Annotated in this window: 20 protein-coding genes and 1 pseudogene; 14 read left to right on the top strand and 7 right to left on the bottom strand. The window is 72.1% G+C overall.

The genetic code is table 11. The annotated features are described in order from the left end of the window. Positions 1 to 87 precede the first annotated feature (87 nt). Together ACTJK8_RS05105 and ACTJK8_RS05100 are read left to right on the top strand one after the other, a co-directional pair. Positions 88 to 1,179 (top strand): sensor histidine kinase, encoded by a 1,092-nt coding sequence (locus ACTJK8_RS05105; RefSeq protein WP_012321868.1) that lies wholly within the window; start codon positions 88 to 90, stop codon positions 1,177 to 1,179. An 80-nt stretch (positions 1,180 to 1,259) separates the two neighbouring features. Next, positions 1,260 to 1,688 (top strand): SufE family protein, encoded by a 429-nt coding sequence (locus ACTJK8_RS05100; protein WP_012321867.1) that lies wholly within the window; start codon positions 1,260 to 1,262, stop codon positions 1,686 to 1,688. A gap of 15 nt (positions 1,689 to 1,703) precedes the next feature. Here the strand turns inward: ACTJK8_RS05100 and ACTJK8_RS05095 are convergent, their stop codons facing one another. The 3 genes from ACTJK8_RS05095 to ACTJK8_RS05085 all read right to left on the bottom strand — a co-directional run bounded on the left by ACTJK8_RS05095 (position 1,704) and on the right by ACTJK8_RS05085 (position 4,681). Continuing rightward, a complete protein-coding gene (locus ACTJK8_RS05095; RefSeq protein WP_440761618.1) occupies positions 1,704 to 2,552 on the bottom strand; it encodes a DUF6456 domain-containing protein in 849 nt (282 codons plus the stop codon). Positions 2,553 to 2,645: 93 nt separating this feature from the next. After that, entirely contained in the window at positions 2,646 to 2,870 is a 225-nt protein-coding gene (locus ACTJK8_RS05090) for a hypothetical protein (RefSeq protein ID WP_024828485.1), read from the bottom strand. Positions 2,871 to 2,983: 113 nt separating this feature from the next. Then, positions 2,984 to 4,681: a porin gene (locus tag ACTJK8_RS05085; protein ID WP_083461040.1), complete on the bottom strand. Its 1,698-nt coding sequence runs from the start codon at positions 4,679 to 4,681 to the stop codon at positions 2,984 to 2,986. A gap of 464 nt (positions 4,682 to 5,145) precedes the next feature. On the opposite strand from ACTJK8_RS05085, the gene ACTJK8_RS05080 reads away from it, so the two are divergent. Beyond that, the gene (locus tag ACTJK8_RS05080; protein ID WP_440761617.1) at positions 5,146 to 7,281 is read left to right on the top strand and encodes a S9 family peptidase; all 2,136 of its coding nucleotides are present in this window, start codon (positions 5,146 to 5,148) and stop codon (positions 7,279 to 7,281) included. A 195-nt stretch (positions 7,282 to 7,476) separates the two neighbouring features. Here ACTJK8_RS05080 and ACTJK8_RS05075 read toward each other — a convergent pair whose 3' ends face one another. Further along, entirely contained in the window at positions 7,477 to 10,932 is a 3,456-nt protein-coding gene (locus tag ACTJK8_RS05075) for an AsmA protein (protein WP_440761616.1), read from the bottom strand. A 422-nt stretch (positions 10,933 to 11,354) separates the two neighbouring features. Here ACTJK8_RS05075 and ACTJK8_RS05070 point away from each other — a divergent pair, with 422 nt between their 5' ends. The 7 genes from ACTJK8_RS05070 to ACTJK8_RS05040 all read left to right on the top strand — a co-directional run bounded on the left by ACTJK8_RS05070 (position 11,355) and on the right by ACTJK8_RS05040 (position 18,313). Further along, entirely contained in the window at positions 11,355 to 13,748 is a 2,394-nt protein-coding gene (locus ACTJK8_RS05070; RefSeq protein WP_024828489.1) for an ATP-dependent helicase, read from the top strand. Between the two features lie 413 nt (positions 13,749 to 14,161). Further along, complete coding sequence (locus ACTJK8_RS05065) at positions 14,162 to 14,878, top strand: PhoH family protein (protein ID WP_012321860.1); 717 nt, start codon at positions 14,162 to 14,164, stop codon at positions 14,876 to 14,878. Positions 14,879 to 15,011: 133 nt separating this feature from the next. Further along, the gene (locus tag ACTJK8_RS05060; RefSeq protein ID WP_012321859.1) at positions 15,012 to 15,260 is read left to right on the top strand and encodes a hypothetical protein; all 249 of its coding nucleotides are present in this window, start codon (positions 15,012 to 15,014) and stop codon (positions 15,258 to 15,260) included. Positions 15,261 to 15,419: 159 nt separating this feature from the next. Continuing rightward, a complete protein-coding gene (locus ACTJK8_RS05055) occupies positions 15,420 to 15,704 on the top strand; it encodes an accessory factor UbiK family protein (protein WP_440761615.1) in 285 nt (94 codons plus the stop codon). A gap of 290 nt (positions 15,705 to 15,994) precedes the next feature. Then, positions 15,995 to 16,504 carry a YbjN domain-containing protein gene (locus ACTJK8_RS05050; protein WP_012321857.1) on the top strand — a complete coding sequence of 170 codons (510 nt, stop codon included), beginning with the start codon at positions 15,995 to 15,997 and terminating at the stop codon, positions 16,502 to 16,504. Positions 16,505 to 16,530: 26 nt separating this feature from the next. After that, on the top strand, positions 16,531 to 17,334 hold the full coding sequence (gene proC, locus ACTJK8_RS05045) for a pyrroline-5-carboxylate reductase (RefSeq protein WP_043074846.1): 804 nt from the start codon (positions 16,531 to 16,533) through the stop codon (positions 17,332 to 17,334). Between the two features lie 127 nt (positions 17,335 to 17,461). After that, positions 17,462 to 18,313, top strand: coding sequence for a TetR/AcrR family transcriptional regulator (locus tag ACTJK8_RS05040; protein ID WP_440761614.1), 852 nt, complete (start codon positions 17,462 to 17,464; stop codon positions 18,311 to 18,313). A 9-nt stretch (positions 18,314 to 18,322) separates the two neighbouring features. Here the strand turns inward: ACTJK8_RS05040 and ACTJK8_RS05035 are convergent, their stop codons facing one another. Then, on the bottom strand, positions 18,323 to 20,269 hold the full coding sequence (locus ACTJK8_RS05035) for a methyl-accepting chemotaxis protein (RefSeq protein WP_440761613.1): 1,947 nt from the start codon (positions 20,267 to 20,269) through the stop codon (positions 18,323 to 18,325). Between the two features lie 538 nt (positions 20,270 to 20,807). Continuing rightward, complete coding sequence (locus ACTJK8_RS05030; RefSeq protein WP_012321853.1) at positions 20,808 to 21,242, bottom strand: hypothetical protein; 435 nt, start codon at positions 21,240 to 21,242, stop codon at positions 20,808 to 20,810. Between the two features lie 230 nt (positions 21,243 to 21,472). Between ACTJK8_RS05030 and argJ the strand changes: the two genes are divergently transcribed. From argJ to ACTJK8_RS05010, 4 genes and pseudogenes are all read left to right on the top strand, one after another. Then, positions 21,473 to 22,723: a bifunctional glutamate N-acetyltransferase/amino-acid acetyltransferase ArgJ gene (gene argJ, locus ACTJK8_RS05025; RefSeq protein ID WP_440761612.1), complete on the top strand. Its 1,251-nt coding sequence runs from the start codon at positions 21,473 to 21,475 to the stop codon at positions 22,721 to 22,723. Beyond that, on the top strand, positions 22,720 to 23,436 hold the full coding sequence (locus ACTJK8_RS05020) for an SIMPL domain-containing protein (RefSeq protein WP_440761611.1): 717 nt from the start codon (positions 22,720 to 22,722) through the stop codon (positions 23,434 to 23,436). Before argJ ends, ACTJK8_RS05020 begins: the two co-directional genes overlap by 4 nt. Next, positions 23,433 to 23,873 carry a (deoxy)nucleoside triphosphate pyrophosphohydrolase gene (locus tag ACTJK8_RS05015; RefSeq protein WP_012321850.1) on the top strand — a complete coding sequence of 147 codons (441 nt, stop codon included), beginning with the start codon at positions 23,433 to 23,435 and terminating at the stop codon, positions 23,871 to 23,873. The genes ACTJK8_RS05020 and ACTJK8_RS05015 overlap by 4 nt, the downstream gene beginning before the upstream one ends. Positions 23,874 to 24,016: 143 nt before the next feature. Then, positions 24,017 to 24,358: pseudogene (locus tag ACTJK8_RS05010) on the top strand (transposase); the annotation flags it as partial. Between the two features lie 16 nt (positions 24,359 to 24,374). Here the strand turns inward: ACTJK8_RS05010 and ACTJK8_RS05005 are convergent. Then, positions 24,375 to 25,148 (bottom strand): trypsin-like serine protease, encoded by a 774-nt coding sequence (locus ACTJK8_RS05005; protein WP_158682018.1) that lies wholly within the window; start codon positions 25,146 to 25,148, stop codon positions 24,375 to 24,377. Positions 25,149 to 26,222: the final 1,074 nt, after the last annotated feature.

Below are 26,222 nucleotides of genomic sequence, written 5' to 3'. Positions count from 1 at the left end.
ACGGCCGTCCGGTCGACACGTTGACCGGCGCCATCCGCACGCAGGCGTCGCCTTTCACGCAGTTCGTCAGAGTGAATCGGGTACAGAATGGTCGGTGAGCCACCAGGGTCCGGCGCGGAAGACTCGCCGGGCAACGGCCCCGCGGGGAACCCGGGTCGGGGTCCGGCACAGGGTACCGCGGAAGCCGCCGCCCTGAGCGACAGCTTCAAGCGATTCGCCGACGTCGTGCCGCTGATGATGTGGCGCTCGGACGAGGCCGGCCACGCGATCCACCACAACGAGTGCTGGCTGGAATTCACCGGCCGCCCCCTGGAGGCGGAGCTCGGCCTCGGCTGGCGCAGCGGGCTGCATCCCGAGGATTTCGAGCGCCACGCCCGGATCGTCGCCGAGGCCTTCGCGACGCGGGCGCCGTTCACCGTCGAGTTCCGCCTGCGGCGGCACGACGGCGAGTACCGCTGGCTCCTCGACACGGCCCGCCCGCTCGTCGAGGACGGCCGGTTCCAGGGCTATCTCGGCTCCTGCTTCGACATCACCGACCGCAAGCACGCGGAGGAGCATATCGAGCACGCGCTGGCCGAGAAGGAGGCGCTGCTGGCCGAGGTCTATCACCGGGTCCGTAACAACCTCCAGGTGATGGTCAGCCTGATCGGCCTCTACGGGCGGGCGGCCCCGGACGCCTGCCGCGGCAGCTTCGAGGCGCTGGGCCAGCGGGTCCGGGCGATCGCGCTGGTGCAGCAGCACCTGCACGAGGCGCCGCACATCGCGTCGATCGACCTCAAGGACTACCTGCACCGCCTCGCCTCGGGGCTCGGGCAGCTCCGGCGCGCCGGGCGGATCGGCGTCCAGGTCGGCGGCTCCGGGAACGGCCTCGTGGAGCCGCGCACCGCCAACGCACTGGGCATGATCGTCGCGGAGATCGTGGCCGAGTGCCTCGACGCCACCGCCGAGCACGTCGCCTGCTCCATCGCCATCGACATCGAGGCCGGCGCGCCCCTGCGGCTCGCGATCGTCTCGGGGGTGAGCGACATGGCCGAGTCCGGACGGCCGAACGTCCCGAAGCTCGGCCCCCGCCTCATCGCCGCCTACGCGGCGCAGGCGGAGATCACCGTGGCGGGCGATGCCAGCCCGGGCGATCCCCTGTGGCTGACCCTGCCGCCGGCGCGGCCCGGCGCGCAATGAGCGCCCGCGGCGCCGGACCCCGTCGCCACGGCGGCGCGGCCGGCCTATAGCGGCGCAGACCTCTCCGGACCCGGCCGAGCATGCTCCCTCCGATCGACACCATCATCGAGAATTTCGAGATCGTCGAAGACGACGACATGCGGCTCGAATACCTGATCGAGCTCGGCCGCGCCCTGCCGCCGATGCCCGAGTCGGAGCGGACCGAGGCGAACCGCGTCCACGGCTGCGAGAGCCAGGTCTGGATCGACACGCGCGCGGAGCGGGCGGACGGCACGCCGCGCCTCGTCCTGCACGGCTTCAGCGACTCGTTCATCGTGCGCGGCTTCGTGGCGCTGATGATCGCGCTCTACACCGGCAAGACCCCCCGGGAGGCCGCCGAGACCGACGGCCTCGACCTGTTCCGACAGCTCCGCTTCGGCGCCCACGTCACGTCGAAGCGCTCCAACGGCGTGCGGGCGATGGCGGAGCGCATCCACCGCGACGCGGTCCGGCTCGCCGCCGAGGCCTGAGCGGCCCGGGCGGCCTCACCCCCGCCAGAGGCGCAGGCGGGCCCGGTCCGGTCCGGTCGCTTCCCGCTCCAGACCGTAATGCTCGGCGAGCCGCCCCAGGGCGATGCGGGCCACGACCTTGGCGGACCGGGCCGGCCAGCGCCGCTCCGCCTCGATCCGCTCCAGCCCCTTCAGGAAGCCGCAGAGGTCGATCAGCAGGCCCGAGAGGTCGCTCCCGACCGCGTCGAGGGCGCCGCGCACCCGCTGCCGGGCCGCGATCACGTGGTCGGCCGCGGAGGCCGGGTCGCGCGGGCCGCCGCCGTCGATCCGGGGCGCTCCGAGATCCGCGCCCATCCGCGGCAGCAGGGCGGCGGCGGTCATGTCCCGCCGCAGCCGCTCACCGGCCTCGAAGGCGGCCGCGTCGATGAGCGGCGCGCCGTCCCGGCCGCGCCGGCGCACCATCCAGGCCAGGGGGTTCTCGGCGGCGTTGCGCAGGGTCGGTCCGGCGCCGCCCTGCACGACGGCCAGCTCCCGGTGCTGGTCCGCGAAGGCCAGGTCCCCCGGCCGGGCCTCGCGGCGCAGGCGCGCCCGCCCGGCTTCGCTGATCGTCAGGCGCGTGCCGGCCGCGTTCCACGTCGCCAGATCGGCCGCCGCCAGGGCCCGCCCCGAGGCGGCCGCGAAGCGCCCGCTCCCCACCGAGATCCCGTCGCCGCCCCGCCGGGTCACCAGCGCCTCCTCGACGAGGGGGTCGGGCCGCGCGTAGGCGCCCGGCTCGCCGAGCCGCGCCAGCAGGCGCGACGCCTCCGCCGGGAGGTCGCCCGCGGCGGCGCCGCGCGGGCGGGCCCCCGCGGTGGCTGAACGGCCGCCCCTGAAAGATTTGTTCATGTTTTGTTCCGTGCATGCTACGACGGACGTGCGAAGCCCCCAGTGTCTCAGGAAAACTTAGAAGGTCAAGGCTTTTTTACCTACAACCCACAGCTATCTCGCGGCGGCGCGCGTCGGAGGCCGGTGCAGGACGTCGGCGATCTCATCCTCGGACTTGCCGCGGACCTCGTAGCCCATGGCCTCGAACCGGTCGATCAGCGCGTCGCTCTCGGCGGCGGAGCGCGCCGCCCAGACGGCGAGGATATCGTTGACGCGCTCCAGGTCCGCGGCGGGTTGATCGTCCTGCGGATCGGGCTGCGGATCGGGGATCGCGTCCATGTCGGCACCTCGGGATCGAACCGGCGGCCGTGATGGGTGCCACGGCCGGCGGTTCAACGCCCGAGGTCGGAACCGGCTCCCGGCCAAGCCGGTCTCGCCGCCCGCGGCCGCCCTCAGAAGTCCCGCTGCACGCGCGCGCGCACCTGGATGACGTCGACGTGGCGGGCGGTCGAGACCGGGTTGGCGGGGTTGTTGACGTAGGCCGCGTTCTGGTTGGGATACCGGCCCAGGTCGAGGATGCGGCCGCTCCGGGGCCCGTAGCGCGTGTAGATCGCCTCGACGCCGATATCGAACTCCTTCACCGGCGACCAGATCAGGTTGGCGCCGGCGACGAAGCGGTAGCTGTCCCGCAGCACTTGGCTCAGGTCGAAGAACCGCGTCCCGGGGGTGCCCGGCCCGGTCCCGGTCACGCCGAAATAGGCGCCCTGCGCCGCGCGGGCGCCGCGGGCGAAGCTCAGGGCCCCGTAGGAGCCGAAGAAGGCGGAGCGGACCGCGGGCGTCCAGTAGTGCAGCATCGCCGCCGTGAACGAGTAGCTCGTCGACAGCTGGAGGCGCTGGGTGAAGGGATTGATGACGCCGTCGTTGAAGAACTGGGAGAAGGCCGCCCCCTGCACCGCCGTGGCCGACTGCGCCCAGGGGCCGTTATAGGCCGGCAGGCCGGTATACAGGGCGGTGCCCTCCCCGTAGGCGCCCTGGAGGTAGAGGGTGTCGCCGGTCGCTATCGCCGGCAGGTTGATCTTCACGCCTCCCTGCACGGCCCAGCCGAGGGCGGAGGCTCCGCCGGCCGGAGCGCGGTTGTTGCCCACCGAGACCGGCGCGCCCAGGTTCGAGCCGGCGAACGCGACGCTGCTGAGCAGGCCGTGGTTGACCTCATGCACGGCCCCCGAGAGCTGCGCGGAGCCCCAGGACTGGTCGGAGCGCAGCACGCCGACGAGGTCGGGCATGCGGCTGCGCTGGACCGTGTCCACGAAGCCCACACCGGTCGGGCGGCCGGCGGCGTCGTACCCGACGAAGATCGGGGCGACGGGGTTCCCGGGCGAGAGGATCGCGCCGGGGTTCGGGAAGGCCGAGGCCGGAGCGTTCTGGGACGCGTAGACCGGCGTGCGGCGGAACATCGGGTCCTCCACCGACAGCGAGGCGGACAGCCCCTTGCCCAGCGTCGCCGTGTAGGCGGCGAGGTTGGTCGAGGGATTGTCCGAGCCGATGGTGGAGACGATGAACTCGAAGTCGTGGGCGTAGAAATCGAAGAACGACGAGGCGCGGCCGGCGGTGATGCCGGCGAACTGGATGAACGCCTTGTCGACGTTGAACTGCTGCTGGGCCCGCCCGAACTGGTCGACGCCCAGGGCCGGGAAGGCGCCGCCGATCCGGTTCAGCGCGCCGGCGTGCATGGTTGCGAAGCCGGTCCGGCTCCCGGCGTCGAGGCGCAGGAAGGCGCGCAGGGTCCCGTAGGACGTCTGGGTCCGGGCATCGAGGTTGATCCGGAGGCGGCCCTGGTAGCCGCTGTAATCCCCCGGGGTGGCGGCAGCGGTGCCTGAGCGGCTGTAGGAGGGCTGGTAGGCGTACTCGAAGCGCGCGCGGCCGGAGAGGCGCAGGCAGGTATCCGTGCCGGGGATGAAGAAGAAGGCTTGGCCGTAGGCCGAGCAGATCCGCACGTGCTCGATGAGCTGCGATTTTCGCCGGTCGGGAAGTTCCGCCGCCTCGACCGGCAGACTCAGCACCCCCGCGACACCCGCCAGAACGCCCGTTGTCCCACGCTTCGTACGATGTTTCCGGTAATCCGCAGACACAACATGCATCGAATCGGCCATTCCACCATCCGCACATCCCCCTTTAGGTCGGACGGATCGCGGCGCCGGATAATCCCAGGCCGGTTATCTCAGGCCTGTGCTCGGCTCGACTTGTCACGACCTGTGCAGCACCCGGGGCGCTCCGGTGCCGGGACGCGGCGGAAAACGGCCGCTGCGCCAAGTCCCTGGCGGGTTCGCGGTCCCCGCCGAGACCGCCCGATCCGGCCGTCCCGGCGCGGCTCCGGACGCCGCTCCGGCGCGGGACCGGACGCGCGGATCCCGTCCGCGGCCCGGCCGTTTCCCGCGCCACCGATGCCGCGAGGCAACGGGTCGGCGCCGGTCCCGCGGCCGCGCCGACCCGGCCGGCGGCACAGGGCTCCCGCCCCGGCCCCGCCTCCGGACGCCTTGCATCCGCGCGCCCGGCGGGACACATCCGCTCACCCGGACGCGACACCCGCGCGCGACGGGACCCGACGGGAGAGACGATGACGGAGATCGGCCACGGCTTGCTCGCTCACAGGACCGGCGCGCCGGTGGCCGAGGCCCGGCCGCGGCGCTTCAGCGTCCACGGGCAGGAGATCATTGACGACTACGCGTGGCTGAAGGCCGAGAACTGGCAGACGGTCCTGAAGGACCCGGCCGCGCTGCCGGACGACATCGCCGCCTACCTGAAGGCCGAGAACGCCTTCGCCGAGGCGGCGCTCGCCGGGAGCGCGGAGCTGCGGCGCCAGCTGGTCGCCGAGATGCGCGGGCGGATCCAGGAGGACGAGAGCGGCGTCCCCGAGCCCGACGGGCCCTTCGCCTACTACACGCGCCATCGCGAGGGCGGGCAGCACCCGCTGATCTGCCGGCGGCCGGCCACCGCCCCCGACGTGCCCGAGTCGGGGCCGGACCCGGACGAGACGATCCTCATCGACGGCGACCGCGAGGGCGAGGGCCTGCCGTTCTTCGAGATCGCCGCCGCCGTCCATTCCGACGACCACGCCCGCCTCGCCTGGAGCGTCGACACCAAGGGCTCGGAACTCTACACGATCCGGGTGCGCGACGTCGCCACCGGCCTCGACCTCGACGACCGGGTCGAGGCGACCTCCGGCGAGGCGGTCTGGGCCGCGGACGGTGCGAGCTTCTGGTACGTGGCGGTCGACGCCAACCACCGGCCCGCCAAGGTGATGCGCCACCGCGTCGGCACGGGGCAGAGCGAGGACGAGACCGTCTACACGGAGGCCGACGCCGGCTACTTCGTCCACATCGGCAAGACGCAGTCCGGCGCCTTCCTCGACGTGACGGTGAGCGACCACGAGACCTCCGAGGTCCGGCTCCTCGACCGGCACGCGCAGGACGCCCCCCTGCGCCTCGTCGAGCCGCGCACGCCGCTGCTGATCTACGGGGTCGAGCACCGCGGCGACCGCCTGTTCATCCGCACCAACGCGGACGGCGCCGAGGACTTCAAGATCGTCATCGCGCCGCTCGACGATCCGGGCCGCGCCCGCTGGACCGACCTCGTGCCGCACCGGTCCGGGGTGATGATCCGCCACCTGCACCTGCTGGCCGGCCACCTGATCCGGCTGGAGATCGAGAACGCCAGGCCGCGGATCGTCGTGCGCGACCTCGCCGACGGTACCGAGCACACGGTCGCCTTCGCCGAGGAGGCCTACTCCCTCGGCCTGCGGGCCGGTCTCGCCTTCGACACGGCCACGATCCGCTTCGTCTACTCGTCGATGACGACCCCGTCGGAGACCTGGGACTACGACTGCGCGGCCCGCACCCGGCTCCTGCGCAAGCGGCAGGCGGTGCCGAGCGGCCACGACCCGGCCGCCTACGTGACCCGGCGGCTCTTCGCCACCGCGCCCGACGGCGAGCAGGTGCCGATCTCGCTGCTGCATCGCCGGGACCTCGCCCTCGACGGCGGCGCGCCGCTGCTGCTCTACGGCTACGGCTCCTACGGCACGCTGATGCCCGCGGCGTTCCGCACGAACCTGCTGAGCCTCGTCGACCGCGGCTTCGTCTACGCGATCGCCCATATCCGCGGCGGCACCGAGAAGGGCTGGCGCTGGTACCTCGACGGCAAGCGCGAGAAGAAGCCCAACACCTTCACGGACTTCATCGCCTGCGCGCGGGCGCTGATCGAGGCCCGCTACACGTCCGAGAAGCGCATCGTCGCCCACGGCGGGTCGGCCGGCGGGATGCTGATGGGGGCGGTGGCCAACCTCGCGCCGGAGCTGTTCGCCGGGATCGTCGCCGACGTGCCCTTCGTCGACGTGCTCAACACCATGCTGGACGCGGAGCTGCCGCTGACGCCGCCGGAATGGCCCGAATGGGGCAACCCGGGCGAGAGCGAGACCGCCTTCCGGACGATCCTGTCGTACTCGCCCTACGACAACGTCGCCGCCAAGGAATACCCGGCGATCCTGGCGCTCGGCGGGCTCACCGACCCGCGGGTGACCTACTGGGAGCCGGCCAAGTGGGTCGCGCGGCTGCGCGCCACCATGACGGGCGGCGGGCCGGTGCTCCTGCGGATCAACATGGAGGCCGGCCACGGCGGCGCCGCCGGCCGGTTCGACCGGCTGGAGGAGGTGGCGCTGATCTACGCCTTCGCGCTCATGGCGGTGGGCAAGGTCTGAGCGCCGCGCGGGCGCGGCGCCCGCGACGGGGTGCTGCGCCCGAGGCTCTCGGGGTGATCGCCCCCTTCCAAGCCCTCATCCCGCGGTGCCCGCCCCGGCGAGCCTCGGAGGCGGGCTCCGGGGGTCACCGTCGGCTCTGGACGGCCCCTTCGCGGCCTCCGCGTCGCCCCGGCCCGTCGGGACGCGGCCGGGGCTTCACGGCCGGGCCTCGGCGGGCGCCGGCGGCTGGGAGATCCCCTCATCCGGATTGCGGGCCCGCTTCGCCGCCTCCTCGGCGGCCTTGTCGGCGGCGGCCTTGTCGGCGGCAGCCCTGTCGGCGGCGGCCTTCTCGGCCGCGGCCTTGAGGGCCGCCGCGCGGGCGCGGTCCATCTCGATCCGGGCGCGGCGGCGCTGACGCTCCACCTGGTCGGCCTCGGTCAGCTCGATCGTCTCCAGCTCGCGCTGGAGCACGAAGGCCGCCAGGCCGTTCGACAGGGTGCCGACGTCGAGCGCGCGCTCCGGCGCGCTCAGGGGCCCGGTCAGGCCGAACTGGACCGCGGGCGGACCGGCATTCCAGCCGCGGGGCACCGGGCCGCCCATGAGCGTGCCGCGGACGTCGAGGCGGCCGGCGCGCAGGTCGTAGCCGACGGTGCCGGCCCAGCGGGCCGGCCCGAGATCGAGGTCGAACGGCCCGGCCCGCAGCACGCCCCCCACGATCGTGGCGGCGGCCCGGGCGGATCCCCGCGCCTGCGCGCCGCCCCGGGCGAGCTCCTCGGTGACCAGGGCCTGGAGCCGCCCCTCGCGGAGCGGGTCGTCCATCTCGGCCGCGCGGGCCAGCGCCCGGCCGAGGGCCGCGGGATCGGCCGCGGGCAGGCTCAGGTCCGTCAGGGTGAGCGCGCCGCTGCCCGAGAGGCTGTCGGCGAGGCCCGACAGGGTCTCGGCCGTGGCGGCGAAGCGCAGGTCGGCGCTCAGGCGGCCGCCGAACGGTCCGCCGGCCAGGATCGGGAGCGCCGCGCCGTCGAGGCTGCCCGAGCCCGAGACCGAGGCCCCGGCCCCGGGCCGGGCGACCGTCACCGAGCCCGCGAGCCGGCCGCCGGCGAGCTTGCCGGTCAGGTCGCGCAGGGTGAGGCCCACGTCGGCGAGGCCGAGGGCGGCGGCCGCGTCGGTGGCGACGAGGCCGCGGCCGAGATCCAGGCTGGCGACGCGGACGTCGAGGGACACGGCCGGGTGGGCGGTCGGCGGCGCGAACGCGCCGTTGGCGCCCGGCGGGATCACCAGGGCGGCGGCGAGCTGCGGGATCGACAGCCGGTCGAGGGCGAGGCGGCCGTGCAGGGCCCCGCCCGCCGCCCGCAGCAGCGTCCCGTTCACCCCCGCGCCCGCCACCGTGCCGGCGAGCGCGGCGGCGGCCTCGCCCTGCTGCCGCGACAGCGTGACGGTGAGGTCGGCCGGCCACGCCCCCGGTGCCAGGGTCGCGGCGCCGGCCAGCGTCAGGAACGGCGCCAGGTCCGCCGTGTCGGCGCGGAGCGTGCCGCCGGTCGGGACGAAGTCGGGACCGACCAGGATCGGGCGGCCGGTGGCGAGCCGCAGGCCCGCGACCGTGCCGTTCGCCGTCAGGGCGAGGTCCTGGCCGTCCGGCCTCTCGGCGGTCAGGTGCAGCTCGGCGGGCTGCTGGAGCCCCGGGATGTCGGTGCGGCCGAACCACGGCCCGGCCCGCGGCGCCGCGAGCGTGGCGGTGCCACCCTCGATCCGCGCGCCGCGGCTCGCGAGCGTCAGGTCGAGGGTGCCGCCGCCGGCGCTGCCCCGGGCCTGGGTCCGCAGGGCCGCGGCCGCGCCGCCCTCCCGGTCGAGGGTGACGGCGAGGTCGAGGGGCGCGTCCCGCAGGAAGGCGGGCAGCAGGCGGATCTCGCCCACCCAGACCCGCTCGAGCAGGCCGAGCAGGGGCGCCGCCGCCGGCGCCTTCAGGCGCCCGGAGACGCGGCCGGTCCCGTCCGCGCCGATCTGCCCGGACAGCCGGGCGCTGGCGCCGGCGAGGTCGGTGACGTCGAGGCTGTCGACCGTGAGGCCGGCGCCGTCCGACTGGATCCGCGCCGCGATCGTGCCGGTGCCGGAGCCCGCGGCGCCGAACCGGACGTCCTTGGCCTCCAGGGTCAGGGCGAGGTCGGTGTCGCGCAGGGTGCCGAGCGCCGTCCCGAGGGGCGGCAGGCCGGCGATGTCGAGGCCGGTGGCGCGGATCTGGGCCTCGAACCGGCCGCGCTCGGTGCCCTCGGCGGCGGTGTAGCGGGCGTTGCCGGTGATCCGCGCCGGCCCGAGGCCCAGGCGCATGTTGCGCAGGGACAGGCCGGTGCCGGCGGCCGACAGGTCGGCGGCGGCCTCGATCTTCCGCCCGTCGAGGAGCGCGACGAGCGGCCCCTCGGCGCCGAGGCGGCGGAGGTAGCGGCCGAGCGCCTCCGAGTCGGGGGCGGCGAGCGCCACCGGACCGGAGAAGCGCAGCGGCGCCGTCTCGACCTGCCCGCTCGCTGTCACGGTGGACTCGGCCGGGCCAGTTACCGCGAAGCGGCGCAGCAGCAGGCCGCCGGCCCGCTCGAGGGTGCCGGTGAGGGCGAGGTTCGACCAGTCCTCGCCCCCCAGAACGGCGCTGCCCACCGTGAGGTCGAGGTCGAGCATCGCCGGCAGGCTGCCGGCCGCGCGCGGCAGGCCGCGGGCGATCAGGTTCTGCCCCTCCGCCGAGGTCAGGAAGGCGTCGAGGTCGAGGCGGCGGGCGTCCAAGGTCAGACCGGCGCGCCACTGGCGCAGGTCGAGCCGTCCGGTGCCGCCGAGCCGCAGGGCCCGGCCGCCGGGGTCAATGGCGAGGTCGATGGCCTCGAACCGCACCTGCGTGCCCCGGGCCTTGAAGGTGCCGGCCAGCGAGAACGGCAGGTAGGCGCCGGCCGCCTGGGTCGGCGGCCCGACGACGAGGCGGGCGGAGCCCTCGGCCTCGACCTGGGTGCCGCCGGCCTCGGCGGGGACGAGGCCGAACCGCGCGTCCGCCTCGAAGCGCGGCGCCGCGTCGCCGCCGCCGGAGATCTTGGCGGCGAGGCGCCCGTCCGGCCCCGGCGTGCCGCTGACCGCCCGGAACGGGATGCCGCCGCTCGTCCCCTCGATCCGCCAGGGCCCGACCAGGGCCGGCGCCTGCAGGCGGAGGTCCTGGACGTAGAGCTGGTCGGTCCGCCCGGTGGCGGGGACCTGCGTGGTGACGAGGAACTGCTGGATCTGCAGGTTCTCGATGGCGAGGTCGCGGTCGCGCAGGGCTCCGCCGAAATCGGGCGGCAGCTTCAGCGTGTCCGGGCCGGCGACCGGGAGCTTGATCTCGGCCCGGCCGATCCGGGTCTCGGTGAAGCGGAACTCACCCTTCAGGAGCGGCGCGAGGGCGATCTCGGCCTTGACGAACCGGGCATCCAGGCTCGGGCGGTCCGGATCGGTGCCGAGATGCAGGCGATCGACGCGCAGCCGCGGCGACGGCAGCAGGCGGACCTCGATCCGGCCGTCGGTCCGGACTGGAACGCCCAGGGACCGGGCGAGCGCCCGCTCGACCAGCCCGCGATGGGCCTGCCAGTCGACGAAGGGCGGGACCGCGAGCGCCGCCACGAGAACCAGGATGACGGCGCACGCCAGCGCGGTCAGAAGATCACGCAATGGTCCCGTTCCGCACCATCTCTGCGCGAGGCCGCGACCTCACCGGGCCGCCGTGCCCCGCGTGCCCCCGCGAGTCAGTCGCCACGGCCATAGCACGATAAGCCGCCGGGGGCGCCAGCGGCGATGCCACGGTCGGGAGCGGCTCTCGGGCTGCGCGCGCGAGGCGGCTCGCGGCACGCCGGGCCTGCGGCCTCCGGACCCGGCGCGGGTCCCCCTCTCCCGTGGAGGAGAGGGGGCTCGTCGCGCTCCGCGGCTGGCGCCCCCGGTCGCACACGTGCCGATCCGCGGCCGCCGAGGGGAAGGCGGCGCGCGCCTGCAGACCCCGGATCGTCCCGGCGCGGGCAGCCGCGTTTCATGGCTCCGCCCCCCTTCGCGGCGCGAACGGCCTCGACGCCGTTCGCGATTTGGTCCAGGGAAGCGGGATGCAGAACCGTCCGCATCCGCAGGCCGCCGGGGACGGCGCGCCCGCCACGTCCATCGCCGCCCGCGCCATGGGCGCCCTCCGCCGCGAGGCGGCCGGCTACCTCGAGGGGCTGAACCCCGAGCAGCGCCGCGCCGTCGAGACCACGGAGGGCCCGGTCCTGGTGCTGGCCGGCGCCGGCACCGGCAAGACCCGGGTGCTGACCACCCGCATCGCCCACCTGATCGCCACCGGGCGGGCGCGTCCCTTCGACATCCTGGCGGTGACCTTCACCAACAAGGCCGCCCGGGAGATGAAGCACCGGATCGGCGCGCTGATCGGGCCGGCCGGCGAGGGCATGCCCTGGCTCGGCACCTTCCACGCCATCGGCACCAAGATCCTGCGCCGCCACGCCGAGCTGGTCGGGCTCAAATCCGACTTCACCATCCTCGGCACCGACGACCAGCTCCGGCTGATGAAGCAGGTCATCGCCGACCAGAACGTCGACGAGAAGCGCTGGCCGGCCCGGGCCCTGTCGCACGCCATCGACGGCTGGAAGAACCGCGGCCTCGGCCCCGAGCAGGTGCCCCCGGGCGAGGCCGCGGCCTTCGCGTTCGGCAAGGGCGGCGCCCTCTACACGGCCTACCAGGCCCGGCTCGCGACGCTGAACGCCGTCGATTTCGGCGATCTCCTGCTGCTCTGCCTCAAGCTCTGGCGGGAGAACCCCGACGTCCTGGCCAATTACCAGGACCGGTTCCGCTACATCCTGGTCGACGAGTACCAGGACACCAACGTCGCCCAGTACCTGTGGTTGCGCCTGCTGGCGCAGGCCCGGAAGAACATCGCCTGCGTGGGCGACGACGACCAGTCGATCTACGGCTGGCGCGGCGCCGAGGTCGACAACATCCTGCGCTTCGAGCACGACTTCCCGGGCGCGGTGGTGGTGCGGCTGGAGCGCAACTACCGCTCCACCGGCCACATCCTGGCCGCCGCCTCCGGGCTGATCGCCAAGAACGAGAGCCGCCTCGGCAAGACCCTGCGCACCGACGACGAGCCGGGCGAGCGCGTCACCGTCACGGGCGCGTGGGATTCCGAGGAGGAGGCGCGGATGCTCGCCGAGTCGATCGAATCCCTCCAGTCCAAGCAGCACCCCCTGTCGGAGATCGCCGTGCTGGTGCGGATCTCCGCGCAGATGCGCGAGATCGAGGACCGGTTCGTCCAGCTCGGGCTGCCCTACCGGGTCATCGGCGGCCCGCGCTTCTACGAGCGCGCCGAGATCCGCGACGCGCTGGCCTACCTGCGCGCCACCGTGAACGTCAGCGACGACCTCGCCTTCGAGCGGATCGTGAACACGCCGAAGCGCGGCCTGGGCGACGCCACCCTGCAGCAGCTCCACACCTACGGCCGCGCCAACCGGCTGCCGCTGCGGATCGCCGCGGAGCGCCTGTGCGAGACCGACGAGCTGAAGCCCCGGGTCCGTTCCACCCTGCGGGCGCTCACCGAGAGTTTCTCGCGGTGGGCGCGGCTCGTGGAATCGCAGCCGCACAGCGAGGTCGCGCAGACCATCCTTGAGGAGTCCGGCTACACTGAGATGTGGCAGAAGGACCGCTCCGCCGACGCCGCCGGCCGGCTGGAGAACCTGAAGGAATTCGTCCGCTCCATGGAGGAGTTCCCCGACCTCGCGGCCTTCCTGGAGCACGTCTCCCTGGTGATGGAGGCCTCCGAGGCCGAGGGCGCCGAGCGGGTCTCGCTGATGACGCTCCACGCCGCCAAGGGGCTCGAGTTCGACACCGTGTTCCTTCCCGGCTGGGAGGACGGCCTGTTCCCGAACCAGCGCGCGCTGGACGAGAGCGGCCGCGCCGGCCTGGAGGAGGAGCGGCGCCTCGCCCATGTCGGCCTGACCCGGGCGCGCAAGCGCGCGAAGCTGTCCTTCGCGGTCAACCGGCGCATCCACGGGCTCTGGTCCTCGACCATCCCGTCCCGGTTCATCGACGAGCTGCCCGAGACGGCGGTCGACGTGGTCGAGGCCCCCGCCCACTTCTCCGCCGGCGCCTCGCGGTTCGACCGCAACCCGGCGCCGTTCGGGTCGAGCTACGGCACGCCGGGCTGGCAGCGGGCGCAGGCCAACACCGCGCCGGGCGGCCGGTCCGGGTTCGGCGCCGCGGGCGGCTTCCGCGCGGCGGCCCCGGGCGGCCGGTCCGGTGGCCAAGCGGGCGGTCCGCGCCAGATCGAGGGCGAGCTGATCGCCAAGTCGACCGGCGCGCCTTCGGCCTTCCAGGCCGGCCAGCGGGTCTTCCACACCAAGTTCGGCCCCGGAACGGTCGCCGCGGTCGACGGCAACAAGCTGACCGTTGACTTCGACAAGGCCGGCCGGAAGATGGTCCTCGACAGCTTCGTCCAGGCCGGATCGAGCTAGTCCCGCCGACCAAGCCCGGACGTGTCAGGGCGGCAGGGTCGGCCGGCTTCGCCCGTGCGGGCGGGGAGGATCGCGATCGTGCCGGATGCCGCGTCACCGCGACACCACCGTCCCGAACCTGATGCATCCGCGCCAGCCGCGCGGCTTTTCCGAAGCCTCTCGACCGACCGTCACCCCTTAGTCACACCCGACGCGCAATCGTCGGGCGCGAATCGCGATGGTGCGTCAGTTGCATCGCGTATTCGGCCGCGCACGGAACGTCGTGACGCTCTCCACAGGCGGACGAGCGCGGGGCGGAACCTTCGGCCTGGGGCCGGTATTAAGTTCCGCAAACGAGTAGACCCGGGAGCACGCAGGTAAACGGCAGTTCAGATACAGATCCAGGTTGGCAAGTCCCGTTGGAGTGTACATCCATGAAGAGACGCCGCGCACGACTTGAACTGGTTGAAGACCGCACGTCCCGCATTCATCGCACACGCTTCGACGAAGAACGCAATCTCGCTCCCATCCAACCGCTCACCGAGCGCCAAGCCGAGTACCTCGACGCCCTCGCCCGCTCGCCGCAGGTCATCGTCCTGGGGCCCGCCGGCACCGGCAAGACCTTCATCGCCGGCACCCGCGCGGCGGACCAGCTCCGCCAGCGCCGCATCGCCAAGGTCGTCATCACCCGCCCGAACGTGCCCTCGGGCCGGTCGCTGGGCTACTTCCCCGGCACCCTGGAAGAGAAGATCGCCCCCTGGGTCGCCCCGCTCACCGAGGCCATGAAGGAGCGCATGGGCGCCGCCGCCTTCGAGATCGCCCTGAAGACCGGCGACATCGAGATCGTCCCCTTCGAGGTGATGCGCGGCCGGACCTTCAAGAACTGCCTCGTGATCCTGGACGAGGCGCAGAACACCACGATCAACGAGATCAAGATGTTCCTGACCCGGATCGGCGACGATTGCCAGGTCATCATCAACGGCGACGTCTCGCAGACCGACCTGCGCGAGACCTCTGGCCTGCGCACCGTCATGCACATGGTCAAGAGCCGGATGATGCCGATCCCGGTGGTGGAGTTCACCCGCAACGACATCGTCCGCTCGGGCATCTGCGCCGAGTGGGTGAAGGCGTTCGAGGAAACGAATCTCTAAATCGGAAGTTGATGGCGGCGGGTCCTCGCAGGCCCGCCGTGCCGTCCCCCGGCACGAGACGACTCTCCGCACCTCCCATCCGGGAGGATGAACCGGGCGCCGAGCCCGGCCTTCAGAGAACTGGAGTCTCCTCGTGAGGAAACTGACCTTCGCCTTCGCCGTGCTAGCCTCCCTCGGCGGCGCCGCCCTCGTCCAGCCGGCCTCGGCGGCCCCCGCGATGCCCGGCGCCGTCGCGGCCCCCGACGCGGTGACCCACGTCCGCCTGACCCCGATGGAGCGCCGCATGATGCACCGGCGCATGGAGCGTCGCATGATGCACCGCCGGATGGAGCGCCGGATGATGCATCGCCGCATGCACCGCCGCATGATGCGCCACATGTGATGGCGTCGGCGGAGCGGGCCTCGACGGCCCTGCTCCGCCTCCCCGCTCGGTCCCGGACCGGGCCGGGCGTTGCTCCCCATCGCGAAGATTCCTATCTCGTCGGCTCGAATCGCGCCGTCAGGCGGCCGCCGCGGCAGCCGGCCGATCCGGGAGACCCCGATGCCCCCCTCCAATCGACTGTTCGACGACCTCGCCCGCCTGATGACCGACGCCGCCGGCGCCGCCCAGGGCGTCCGCCGCGAGGCCGAGACCGTGGTCCGGGCGCAGCTCGAGCGCGTCGTCCGCGACCTCGACATCGCCTCGCGCGAGGAGCTCGACGTGCTCCGCGACCTCGTGACCCAGCTGCAGGCGCAGAACGAGGCCCTGAAGGCCCGCGTGGCGGCCCTGGAGGCGCGAGCCGGCAGCGCCGGAGCGGGCGCCGCGGGCCTGAGCGAGGTGGTCTGAGTCTCCGCGGCAACGCCGCGGGCTTTTACACAGGAAGCGGCGTCGACGATCCGGTTTCCTGTTCACTGAATGTGACCTGCACTTTGTGTCGCGAGTCACGGCCGGTCTATAGTCGGGCATAGGGTGATTCGGGGGCAGCGGGGCGATGTCCGCAGAGCTTCGACAGTCGATCGCATCACCGCCGGCCTAGATCTGCCGGTCGTTCAAGTTCTCGGAGTGTTCTCGCGCTCCGGTTTCGCGTCACCGCCACGTCGGGCCGGATCTCGTCCGGGCCGTCCATTTGGATCGTCATGCCGCTTCTCAACGTCGACTTCCACGACCCGGACCGGAACGAGCATCCGCTCGACGTCGTCGAGCGGCTGGCCTCCCTGCGCGACTGGATCTTCGACCGGGCCGAGACCGACGAGATGTCGGTCACGAGCCCCGGTCGCTGGACCGACTACAACGTCGCCTTCACGTGGATCGAGGACGTCGAGGCGCTGCACGTCGCCTGCGCCTTCGACCTCAAGGTGCCGGAGCGGCAGCGCACCGAGGTGATGCGCCTCATCGCCCTGATCAACGAGCAGCTCTGGGTCGGCCACTTCGACCTCTGGACGACCGACAGCGTGGTGATGTTCCGGCACGCGCTGCTGCTGACCGGCGGCGCCGTCCCGACCCATCCGCAATGCGCCACCATGATGAGGACGGCGGTCGACGCCTGCGAGCGCTACTTCCAGGCGTTCCAGTTCGTCCTCTGGGCCGGCAAGAGCGCCCGCGAGGCCCTCGACGCCGTCCTGTTCGAGACCGAAGGCGAGGCGTGACCGGGCCGGGCGCCTCGACGGCGCGGATGCCCGCCTCCCTGGTCCTGGCCGGGGCCGGCAAGATGGGCGGCGCGATGCTGGCGGGCTGGCTGGACGCGGGCCTCGACCCGCGCCGCACCACCATCGTCGACCCGGTGCCCGCGCGCCCGATCGTGGATCTCTGCACCGAGCGGGGCATCGCCCTGAACCCGACCGACCCCGAGCCCGGCGCCGTCCTGGTCCTGGGGATCAAGCCGCAGGGCCTGGACACGGCGGCCCCCGGGCTCGACCGGCTCATCGGCCGCGACACGCTCCTCGTCTCGATCCTGGCCGGCAAGACCGTCGCGGATCTCCGCGGCCGGCTGCCGCGGGCGCGCGCGATCGTCCGGGCGATGCCCAACCTCCCGGCGAGCATCGGCCGGGGCGCCACCGGCGCCTGCGCGAGCCCCGAGGTCACCCCGGCGCAGCGGGCGGCCGCCGAGGCGCTGCTCGCCGCGAACGGCGCGGTGGCGTGGCTCGCCGACGAGGCGCAGATCGACGCGGTGACGGCGGTCTCGGGCTCCGGACCGGCCTACGTCTTCCTGCTGGCCGAGACCCTGGCGGAGGCCGGCATCGCGGCCGGCCTGGAACCTGAGGTCGCCCGCAGCCTCGCCCGGGCGACCGTGGCGGGGGCCGGCGCGCTCCTCGATGCCAGCCCGGCCGAGGCGGCGGAGTTGCGCCGCAACGTCACGTCGCCCGGCGGCACGACCGCGGCGGCCCTCGAGGTGCTGATGCGGCCGGACGGCCTCGGCGCGCTGATGCGGGAGGCCGTGGCCGCGGCCCGTCGGCGGGCGGGGGAACTGTCCGGCTGACATCGGGCTGATGGCGGGGGCTGACATCGGGCAGCGTCCGTGCGGCATGGCCGCGCGACGGACCTGCCCTTCGCGGCCCGTCCGCCTACATGAGGCGACACGACCGATCAGACCGGGCGACCGACTCATGACCGACAGCAAAGCCCCCTCCAAGCGGCCCCGCAAGGCCGCGAGCCCCGCCAAGGCGGGCACCGATCAAGAGAGCGCTGCCCACGCGAGCGTCGCGCCCGAGGGCGTCGCGCCGGGGGCCGCCCGGGCCGGTGCGGCCGAAGCTGCCGATGCGGGGGCGAAGGGCGGTGCGCCGAAGCTGCCGCCCCGGGAGGCCGCCGTCGAGGCCCTGATGCGCCTCGCCGCCGAGCAGCCCTGGAACGACATCGAGGTCAGCGACATCGCCCGCGAGGCCGGCCTCACGCTGGCCGAGCTGCGCGACCTCTTCCCCTCGAAGGGGGCTGTCCTCGGCGGCCTGACCCGCATCATCGACCGCAAGGTTCTGGAGGGCGACCTCACGGGCCTGGAGGAGGAGCCGAGCCGGGAGCGGCTGTTCGACGTGCTGATGCGCCGCCTCGACGCCATGGAGCCCTACAAGCCGGCACTGCGCCGGATCGCCTACGCGCTCCGCGGCGAGCCGCTCTCGATGCTGGCGCTGAACGGCGTCATGCTGAACTCGCACCGCTACATGCTGGCGGCGGCCGGGATCGACACCGAGGGTTCGCTCGGGCAGCTCAAGCTGCAGGGCGTGGTCATCGCCTTCGCCCGCGTGACCCAGGTCTGGCTGGACGACGATGATCCGGCCCTGGCCCGGACGATGGCGCGGCTCGACAAGGAGATCCGCAACGGCGAGCGCATCATGGAGCGGGCCGAGGATGTCCGCCGGCTCACGGCGCCGCTGCGCGCCATCGGCCGCTCGTTCCTGGATCGGCGGCCGCGCGAGCGGCGGAGCCGCGACGGCGACGAGACCGATCCCGCCGCCGCGATCTAGGCCGCCCGCTCACGCGGCCTGGATATCGCTGAGGAAGCTGGCGACCTCGCGCTTGACCGTCAGGGACTGGGTCGCCAGTTCGGACGCCGCGCTCTGGACCTGCGCGGCGGCGCTGCCGGCCTCCTGAGCGGCGGCCAGCACGCGCGCGACGCTGGCCGAGACCCCCTCCGTGCCCCGCGCGGCCTCGCCGGCATTGCGCGAGATCTCGCCGGTCGCCGCCGTCTGCTGCACCACGGTCGCCGCGATGGCGCCGCTGATCTCGTTCACGGCGGCGATCGTGCGGGCGATCTGCGCCATCGCCTCCGCGGCCTGCCCGGAGGACGCCTGGATCGCGGCGATCTGGCCGCCGATCTCCCCGGTGGCCCGCGCCGTCTGCGCGGCGAGCTCCTTCACCTCGGAGGCCACGACCGCGAATCCGCGCCCCGCCTCGCCGGCCCGCGCCGCCTCGATGGTGGCGTTGAGGGCCAGCAGGTTGGTCTGGTTCGCGATGCCGGAGATCATGACCACGGCGGCGCCGATCTGCTCGGCGGCCGCGCGCAGGCCCGCCATGGCGGCGTTGGTCGCCTCGGCCTCGTGGGCGGCGTGACCGGCCACCTCGTTGGAGCGCACGACCTGCCGCTCGATCTCCTGGAGAGAGGAGACCATCTCCTCGGCGGCCGACGCGACGGTCTGGACGTTCGCCGAGGTCTGCGCGGCGGCCGAGCTCGACGTCATCGCCTGGCTATTGGTATTCTCGGCCACCTGGGTCATCGCCTGAGCGGTCGCGTCGAGCTCGCTGGTCGCCGCCGTGACGATGTCGAGCGAGGCGGCGATCTTCTGCTGGAAGGTCTGGACCCGCTGCTCGACCCGCTCGGCCCGGCGCAGGCGGGCCTCCCGCTCGGCGGCCTGCGCCGCCTCCAGCTCGACCCGGGCGACGGCGTTCTGGCGGAAGACGTCGACGGCCTTGGCCATCGCGCCCATCTCGTCGCGCGCGTCGCGGTGCGGCACGGCGACCTGAAGGTCGCCGCCGGCCAGCCGCGTCATCGCCTCCGTCATGCCGGCGACCGGCCGGATGATGCTGCGGGCCAGCACGAGGGCCAGGACACCGCCGAGGAGCAGGGCCGCGGCGACGAGACCGATCAGGATGTACCGGGCCCGCGAGGCGGCCAGCGCGGTGTCCCGGGAAATCCGCTCGCCGGCGGCCACGATCCGGTCGCGCAGCGCGACGCCGAGCCGGTCGATCGCGTCGGCGTGGGGCTTGATCCCGGTCTCGAACGTCGCCTTCGCCGACGCCACCGCCTGATCGTACGCGCGGAAGCCGGCCGCGGCGGCGATCAGCGCGTCGCGGACGGCCCTGAGCTGCTGCGCGAAGGCCGCGCCGCCCTGCGTGTCCTTGAACGCGTCCAGGGTCGCCAGAGCCTGCTCGGCCCGCTGCTCGAAGGCGCTGCGATCCTGCGGATCCAGGCCGATCACGAAGCGGGCCGACGCGATGCGGGACCGCAGGATCGCATTCTCGATGTGCTCGGTCCGCGCCAGCATCGCCTCGCCGCCCCGGGCGCGCACGTCCGCGAGCATGTTTCCGAGAAGGACCGTGAGGGTATTGCCGGTCTCGTAGAGTCTCGCCCTGGCCTCACGCAGGCTCGCACCCGTGGCCGCGAGGCGCTCCAGCTCCGGCTTCATCGCGCGGGCGGCTTCCCGCATGTCGTCGTACAGCTTCCGCCCTCCGTCCGTGATGGCCAGCGAGAAGTACTTGTCGCAGGTCTGCTCGATCGCCCGCCGGGTCTGCTCCATCGCGACGATCAGATCGGGATCCGGCTGGAGCCGGTACCGTTCGGCAGCTCCGATGAGGCGCGCGGCATGACCGTCGATCAGCAGGACCGATTGTGCACCCCGCTCCACCCGCTCCTGAAGCGCGTGGTCAGCACTGATCACACCCTGCTGGTAGATCGCGAATGCACCGATGATGCCCGTGATCATGACGAGCACTGCAAATCCCGCGTAGACGCGCGCGCGTATCCCAATTGTCACAGGCGTATCTTCCACAGAACAAGCCAATTTCTCGGCCGGATGATAGACGACACGATCATGACAACATCGTGTCACTCGATCAAGTTCAACTTGTACTATAGATATAGGGTGTCCCTGTCCGAGAATAGACTTGATATCTCGGCCGGACGAGGCGGCCGCAGACCCTGGGCCGCGCGCGCAGACGGCAATCGGGGCGTTCTCGCCGCGATGGACCAGTTCTGACCGCGCGTCCCGGGCCGCCCGACAGCTTCGCCTTGCGCGTGTCCGCTGCCGAGCCGCGTCAGAACTCCGCGCGGATCCCTCTCACCGGATCACGCGGGTGCTGCATCTGGATCGCCGCGCGGCGCCGCGCGCGTTGCTGACATCGGGCGGGAAGTTCCGATCGCGGCAGTCCCGAACCTGCGCGGAGGCGCGGCGACGCCGTGAGTCGCGTCGGGCACGATTCGAGCGCCGCGTCGCGAGCCTTCTCGGGCCGTCGCGCCGGACTTCAGGCCGCGCGGTTCGCCAGCGCCTCGCGCATGGTCGTGGCGACCATCCCGTTCTGGAGCTGGTCGCGCCGGACGAGCAGCGCGTCCGGCACGCGGGCCGACGCGTCCGGCCCAACCGCGTCGACCGGGTCGCTGGCGAGGATGATGCGCAGGGCCGGGCGCAGGGCCCGGGACTCGACGGCGAGCTGCGCGCAGCACAGGCCGCCCTGCAGCGCGGTGTCGACCACCATCACGTCGACCGGGAGACCCAGGGCCAGAACCGTCATGGCGTCGACGCCGCGGTCGCAGGCGGTGACCTGATAGCCCAGCATCCGGACCTGGGTCGAGACCTCGTCGCGCCAGCGCTTGTGGCGGCCCACCACCAGGACCTGGATCCGGTAGCAGCTGCCCTGGGGAAGGCTGCTCGAGGCAGTCTCGACGTCGGCTGGGGGCATTCCGCACTCGACTTCGCGCTGGCTTTGCGATGCAGCATGCTAAGCTGGGATGCAATCCCCACGCAAGCCCGGCGCCGTGATCGCGCCGCATTCGGCGCCGCCGTTGCACAAAGGCGATGCACTCCGGCAGCCTGACCATAGGCTAGGCACGGAGTTGACGCCGGAGGGGTCGCGCGGGCAACACCGGGCCGCCGCGGAACCTGTGCCGCGCGCTGCCGGAGCCCGAGCCGATGTCGTCCGCGAAAGCCCCTCCCGTCTCCCCGCTGGCGCCGACCGCGATGCCCGACCTGCCGCCCCTGCCGGGGGTGCGAATCGCGACCGCCCAGGCGGGGATCCGCTACAGCGGCCGCACCGACGTGCTCTACGTCGCCCTCGAGTCGGGGACCCGGGCGGCGGGGGTGTTCACCCGGTCGAAATGCCCCTCGGCGCCGGTGGATTGGTGCCGCGACGCCCTGGCGGACGGGTCGGCGCGGGCGCTCGTGGTCAATTCCGGCAACGCCAACGCCTTCACGGGCCGCCTCGGGCGCGACGCGGTGGCGCGCACCGTCGAGATCGCCGCGGCGGCGGCCGGCTGCACCGCGCGCGAGGTCTACGTCGCCTCGACCGGCGTGATCGGCGAGCCGCTCCCGGCGGAGCGCTTCGCCGGCGTGCTCGCGGATTGCGCGGCGCGGGCCGAGGACGGGCCGGCCGCCTGGACCGCGGCGGCCCGGGCGATCATGACCACCGACACCTTCCCGAAGCTCGCCACCCGCACGGCCGAGATCGACGGCGTCCGCGTGACGATCAACGGCATCGCCAAGGGCGCCGGCATGATCGCCCCCGACATGGCGACGATGCTGTCCTTCGTCTTCACCGACGCGGTCCTGCCGCAGGACGTGCTGCAGGCGCTCCTGTCCGCGGGGACGAAGACCAGCTTCAACTGCGTGACCGTGGACGGCGACACCTCCACCTCCGACACGCTGATGCTGTTCGCCACCGCCAGGGCCGGCAACCCGGCGGTCACTGATCCCGCCGACGCGCGGCTCGCCGGCTTCCGGGAGGCGCTCGACGGCCTGCTGATCGAGCTGGCCCAGCTCGTCGCCAAGGACGGCGAGGGCGCGCGCAAGTTCGTCACCGTGCGGGTCACCGGCGCCGAGAGCGACGCCTCCGCGCACCGCATCGCCATGTCGATCGCCAACTCGCCGCTGGTGAAGACCGCGGTGGCCGGTGAGGACGCCAACTGGGGCCGCGTGGTGATGGCCGTGGGCAAGGCCGGCGAGCCCGCCGACCGCGACCGGCTCGCGATCTGGTTCGGCGACGTGCGGGTGGCCGTCCAGGGCGCCCGCGACCCCGACTACAGCGAGGCGGCGGCGAGCGCCGTGATGCGCGAACCGGAGATCACGGTCCGGGTCGATCTCGGCCTGGGCGACGGCACCGCCCGCGTCTGGACCTGCGACCTGACCAAGGCCTACGTCGAGATCAACGGGGATTACCGCTCGTGAGGGCGCTCCTGTCCGGAGCCCTCCTCGTCCTGGGCCTCGCGACCGCGGCGCGGGCCGACGACGCGGCGTGCAAGCGCCACATCAGCGTCGTCGGGCGCGCGTCGGAGATGCGGGCGCCGGACTTCGCCGAGGTGACCGTCGGCATCGAGGCGCGCGGGGCGAGTGCGGCGGCCGCCCTCGACGCGGCCTCGAAGGCGGTGACCGGCGTCTCGGCGCAGGCCCGCGCCCTCGGAGTCCCGCCGGCCGATATCGGCACCGCCGCCGTCACCCTGCAGGCGGCGACCCGCCCCGTCGCCCGGCCGGGGGGCGCCGTCACCGAGGAGCCCGACGGCTACCGCGCCGGCAACCTCGTCACGGTCCGGCTCGCCGACATGGACCGCCTCGGCGACCTGCTCCGGCAGGCCCTCGACTCCGGCGCCAACCGCATCGACGGCGTCAGCTTCGGGCTGCGCGACCCGGACAAGAGCGAGGCGGCCCTTCAGGTGGCGGCGACCCGGGACGCCCGCAGCCGGGCCGAGGCCCTCGCCGAGGCGGTCGGCGCCAAGCTCGGCCCGCTCTGCACGCTGAGCACCGCGGCCGCCACGCCGTACCGCCCGGCGCCGGAGATGGCCCGCGCGGCCCCGATGGCCGCCAAGGGGCGGCGGGTGCCCCTCGAGGCGGGCACGATCCAGATGTCCTCCGAGGTCTCGGCCACCTTCGCGGTGGCGCAGTGAGCGCGCCCGATAGCGCCCCCGCGGCCGCGCCCCTGCGCCTGCTCCTCGTGGTCGCCGTCGCCCTCGTCGACGTCGACGGCCGCGTCCTGGTGAGCGAGCGCCCGGCGGGCAAGCAGCTCGCCGGTCTCTGGGAGTTCCCCGGCGGCAAGGTCGAGCCCGGCGAGCGTCCCGAGCAGACGCTGATCCGGGAGCTCGCCGAGGAACTCGGCATCCGGGTCGAGGAGCCGTGTCTCGCGCCGCTCACCTTCGCCAGCCACGCCTATCCGGACTTCCACCTTCTGATGCCGCTCTACGTCTGCCGGCGCTGGACCGGCACGCCGCGCCCGATGGAGGGGCAGGCGCTCAGATGGGTCCGGCCGAAGGCGCTGCGCGATCTCGCCATGCCGCCGGCCGACGCGCCGCTGATCCCGTTCCTGATCGACCTGCTCGAGGTCTGAGAGGGTATCCGGCTGAGGCGACCGGGTGACGGACCCGCACCGTCCTCGCGAGCGCAGCGAAGCGATCCCGGAGCCGGGTGACATCAGCCGGCGTCGCGCCGACGGGATCGCTTCGCTCCGCTCGCGAGGACGGCGGGACGGGAGCGATCACCGCAGTCCTCGGCCGGCCCGGCGCTCTCCGGCTGACGCCCGGCAACGCCGGCGACGTCACCGCCGCTCCGGCCGTCCTGGCCGAAGCGCCCGGCCGGATCCGCCGCCTGAGCGCCGACAAGGGCTACGACGCCGACGGGCTGCGCGCTGACCTGTGCAAGCGCGGCAGCAAGAGAAGGATCCACCACGACAAGCGGCACGACCGGGACCGCGGGCGCATCGAGGCAACCTTCAATTACCTCAAGGACTTCCGCCGCATAGCCACGCGATACGACACGCTCGCCCGCAACGACGCCTCAACCGTCGCCCTGGCTGCCGTCATCGCCTTCTGGTGCAGAACGAGTCCAAACCCTAGTCCGTCGGATCCAAATTCTTTCTTATCCAAGCTCCGGCCGCACCATCAAGTCGGAGAGCATAAGCTCCGTTTCCGCACAGAACGGTGTTATAGTATCCATTCGGCTGCCCGCGAATAAGAATGCCTATAAGATACTTTACACCATTCTTGCGCGCAAAGACCGGCGACCCTGACTGGCCCTGGCATATCAAATCCGAGCGATCGACGATCATGTTCTCATGCATGTTGATCGAAAACGCCATCGATCCGGCGCTTTTCGGACCAGGAAGACTGATACGGCTCTGCTTATCGAGAGACAGAAGGACGACATCATCGTATCCCTTCGAGTAATGCATCGGCACAATTTCGACGATCCGGGAACGCGCGTCATGTCCGCTGGCGTCAAATGTCTTTAATTCGATTGAGAAACTCTGCTCGTCATTGAAATTCTCGATCGGCTCAGCATCCCCGATGGCGATAACGCCATCGACTTCGGCCGCGAGAGGGGTATTCGCCTGAAATATGGCTATGTCAGTAATGGGCGAGCGAGAATACAAAGTTTTTACTCTCGAGACTTCAGAAAATCCGACCCGACTGCCGACAAAATATCTAACTCCGAGCCCCTCTCTACCTCGAAAACAATGGGCCGCCGTTATGATATCGTTGCCGATTTTCAGCCCTCGACAAACAAATTGATCTTTTTCATATATACCTACGTGTGAATATTCAAATACTTTGCTCGCATACGATGTCGAAACTGAATGCAATAATACTACGATGCAAACAAGCACAGACAAAATCGTGCAGAAATATTTCATATGACCTAATGCGATTGTGGGCAGGCACCCCGAAGAGCGCCTGCCAAGATTTATAATCCTCTATTTCAATGCTCGTCGCCAGGATACCCCGGACCATACGGCGGGGGATCATAGGGAAGCATTGGAGTTGGCTCCGGGTAGTCCGGAGGGTTCGGAATGATTTCCGGCGGGTTGTCGACTGGATTATTGGGAGGAAGGTCATCACCCGGATTTTGCGGCATGTTTGCAGTTTAAAATATTAAATCTCTGCTTGCCGGAGACAGCGTCAGAGTCGATCGCGGATCGGCCGACTGCTTCAGCTGTGTTGTTTCGACATCGTCCAGAGAAGGCGCTGCCAAACGATCAGTCGGCAGGGGCACTGTCAGAAGGCGAGATGTCGTCAGAGAGGAAATGGCAGCACTCATTCAACGGCTCCTAAAAAGACGTGAAATGTCTGATGTTTCCTTTGACAACAGCTATGTTCGCTGCAGCCGAGCCGCGTTTTACGATCTTACGATCGTATCGGCCCGCCAATGATCGATCCGGACCGATTTCAGATTCCGAGCCCGCATGGAGTCGCCGGGCTGTCATGCTCGATAGACCGCCACTGATACTTCAGCTGCAACCACAGCAACGTTGCCGGAGATGACGGTAGGACAATCGTCTTAGTTCGTCAAGCATCCCGCTGCACGACAGTGCAGATCATCACTGTTGGCGCGCAGACTATCTCAAGCATTCCTCGCCGAATCTTGCCGGGGGCGATCTTCGAGTCTGTAAGGTCAGCTCTGTGAGATGTAGCGAACCGCGATCATGGGAGCATGCGATCGCACTTCCCGATCAGCCGCTCCTGGGATCCTTGCACGGGGTTTGCCTCACACTCCGAGCGACCGGGCGCATATACGCTGCCTCTGGTACCGTCATCGTCGCGGTCGTGCCCAAGCTGACGACGCGGGTGGCGGACGGGCCCTCGGGCGGCGCGCTCCCTTCGAGGGTTGCGCCCCTGGATCGCTTCGCTCCGCCCGCCAGGGCGGCGGGGCCGAAGCCATCACCCGGACAGGGTCCGAGGGC

It is taken from the genome of Methylobacterium sp. 22177 (assembly GCF_052045615.1).
GTDB classification, from domain to species: domain Bacteria; phylum Pseudomonadota; class Alphaproteobacteria; order Rhizobiales; family Beijerinckiaceae; genus Methylobacterium; species Methylobacterium radiotolerans.
Note: the sequence above shows the minus strand (reverse complement) of the source record. Positions and strands in the feature narration are given on the sequence as shown.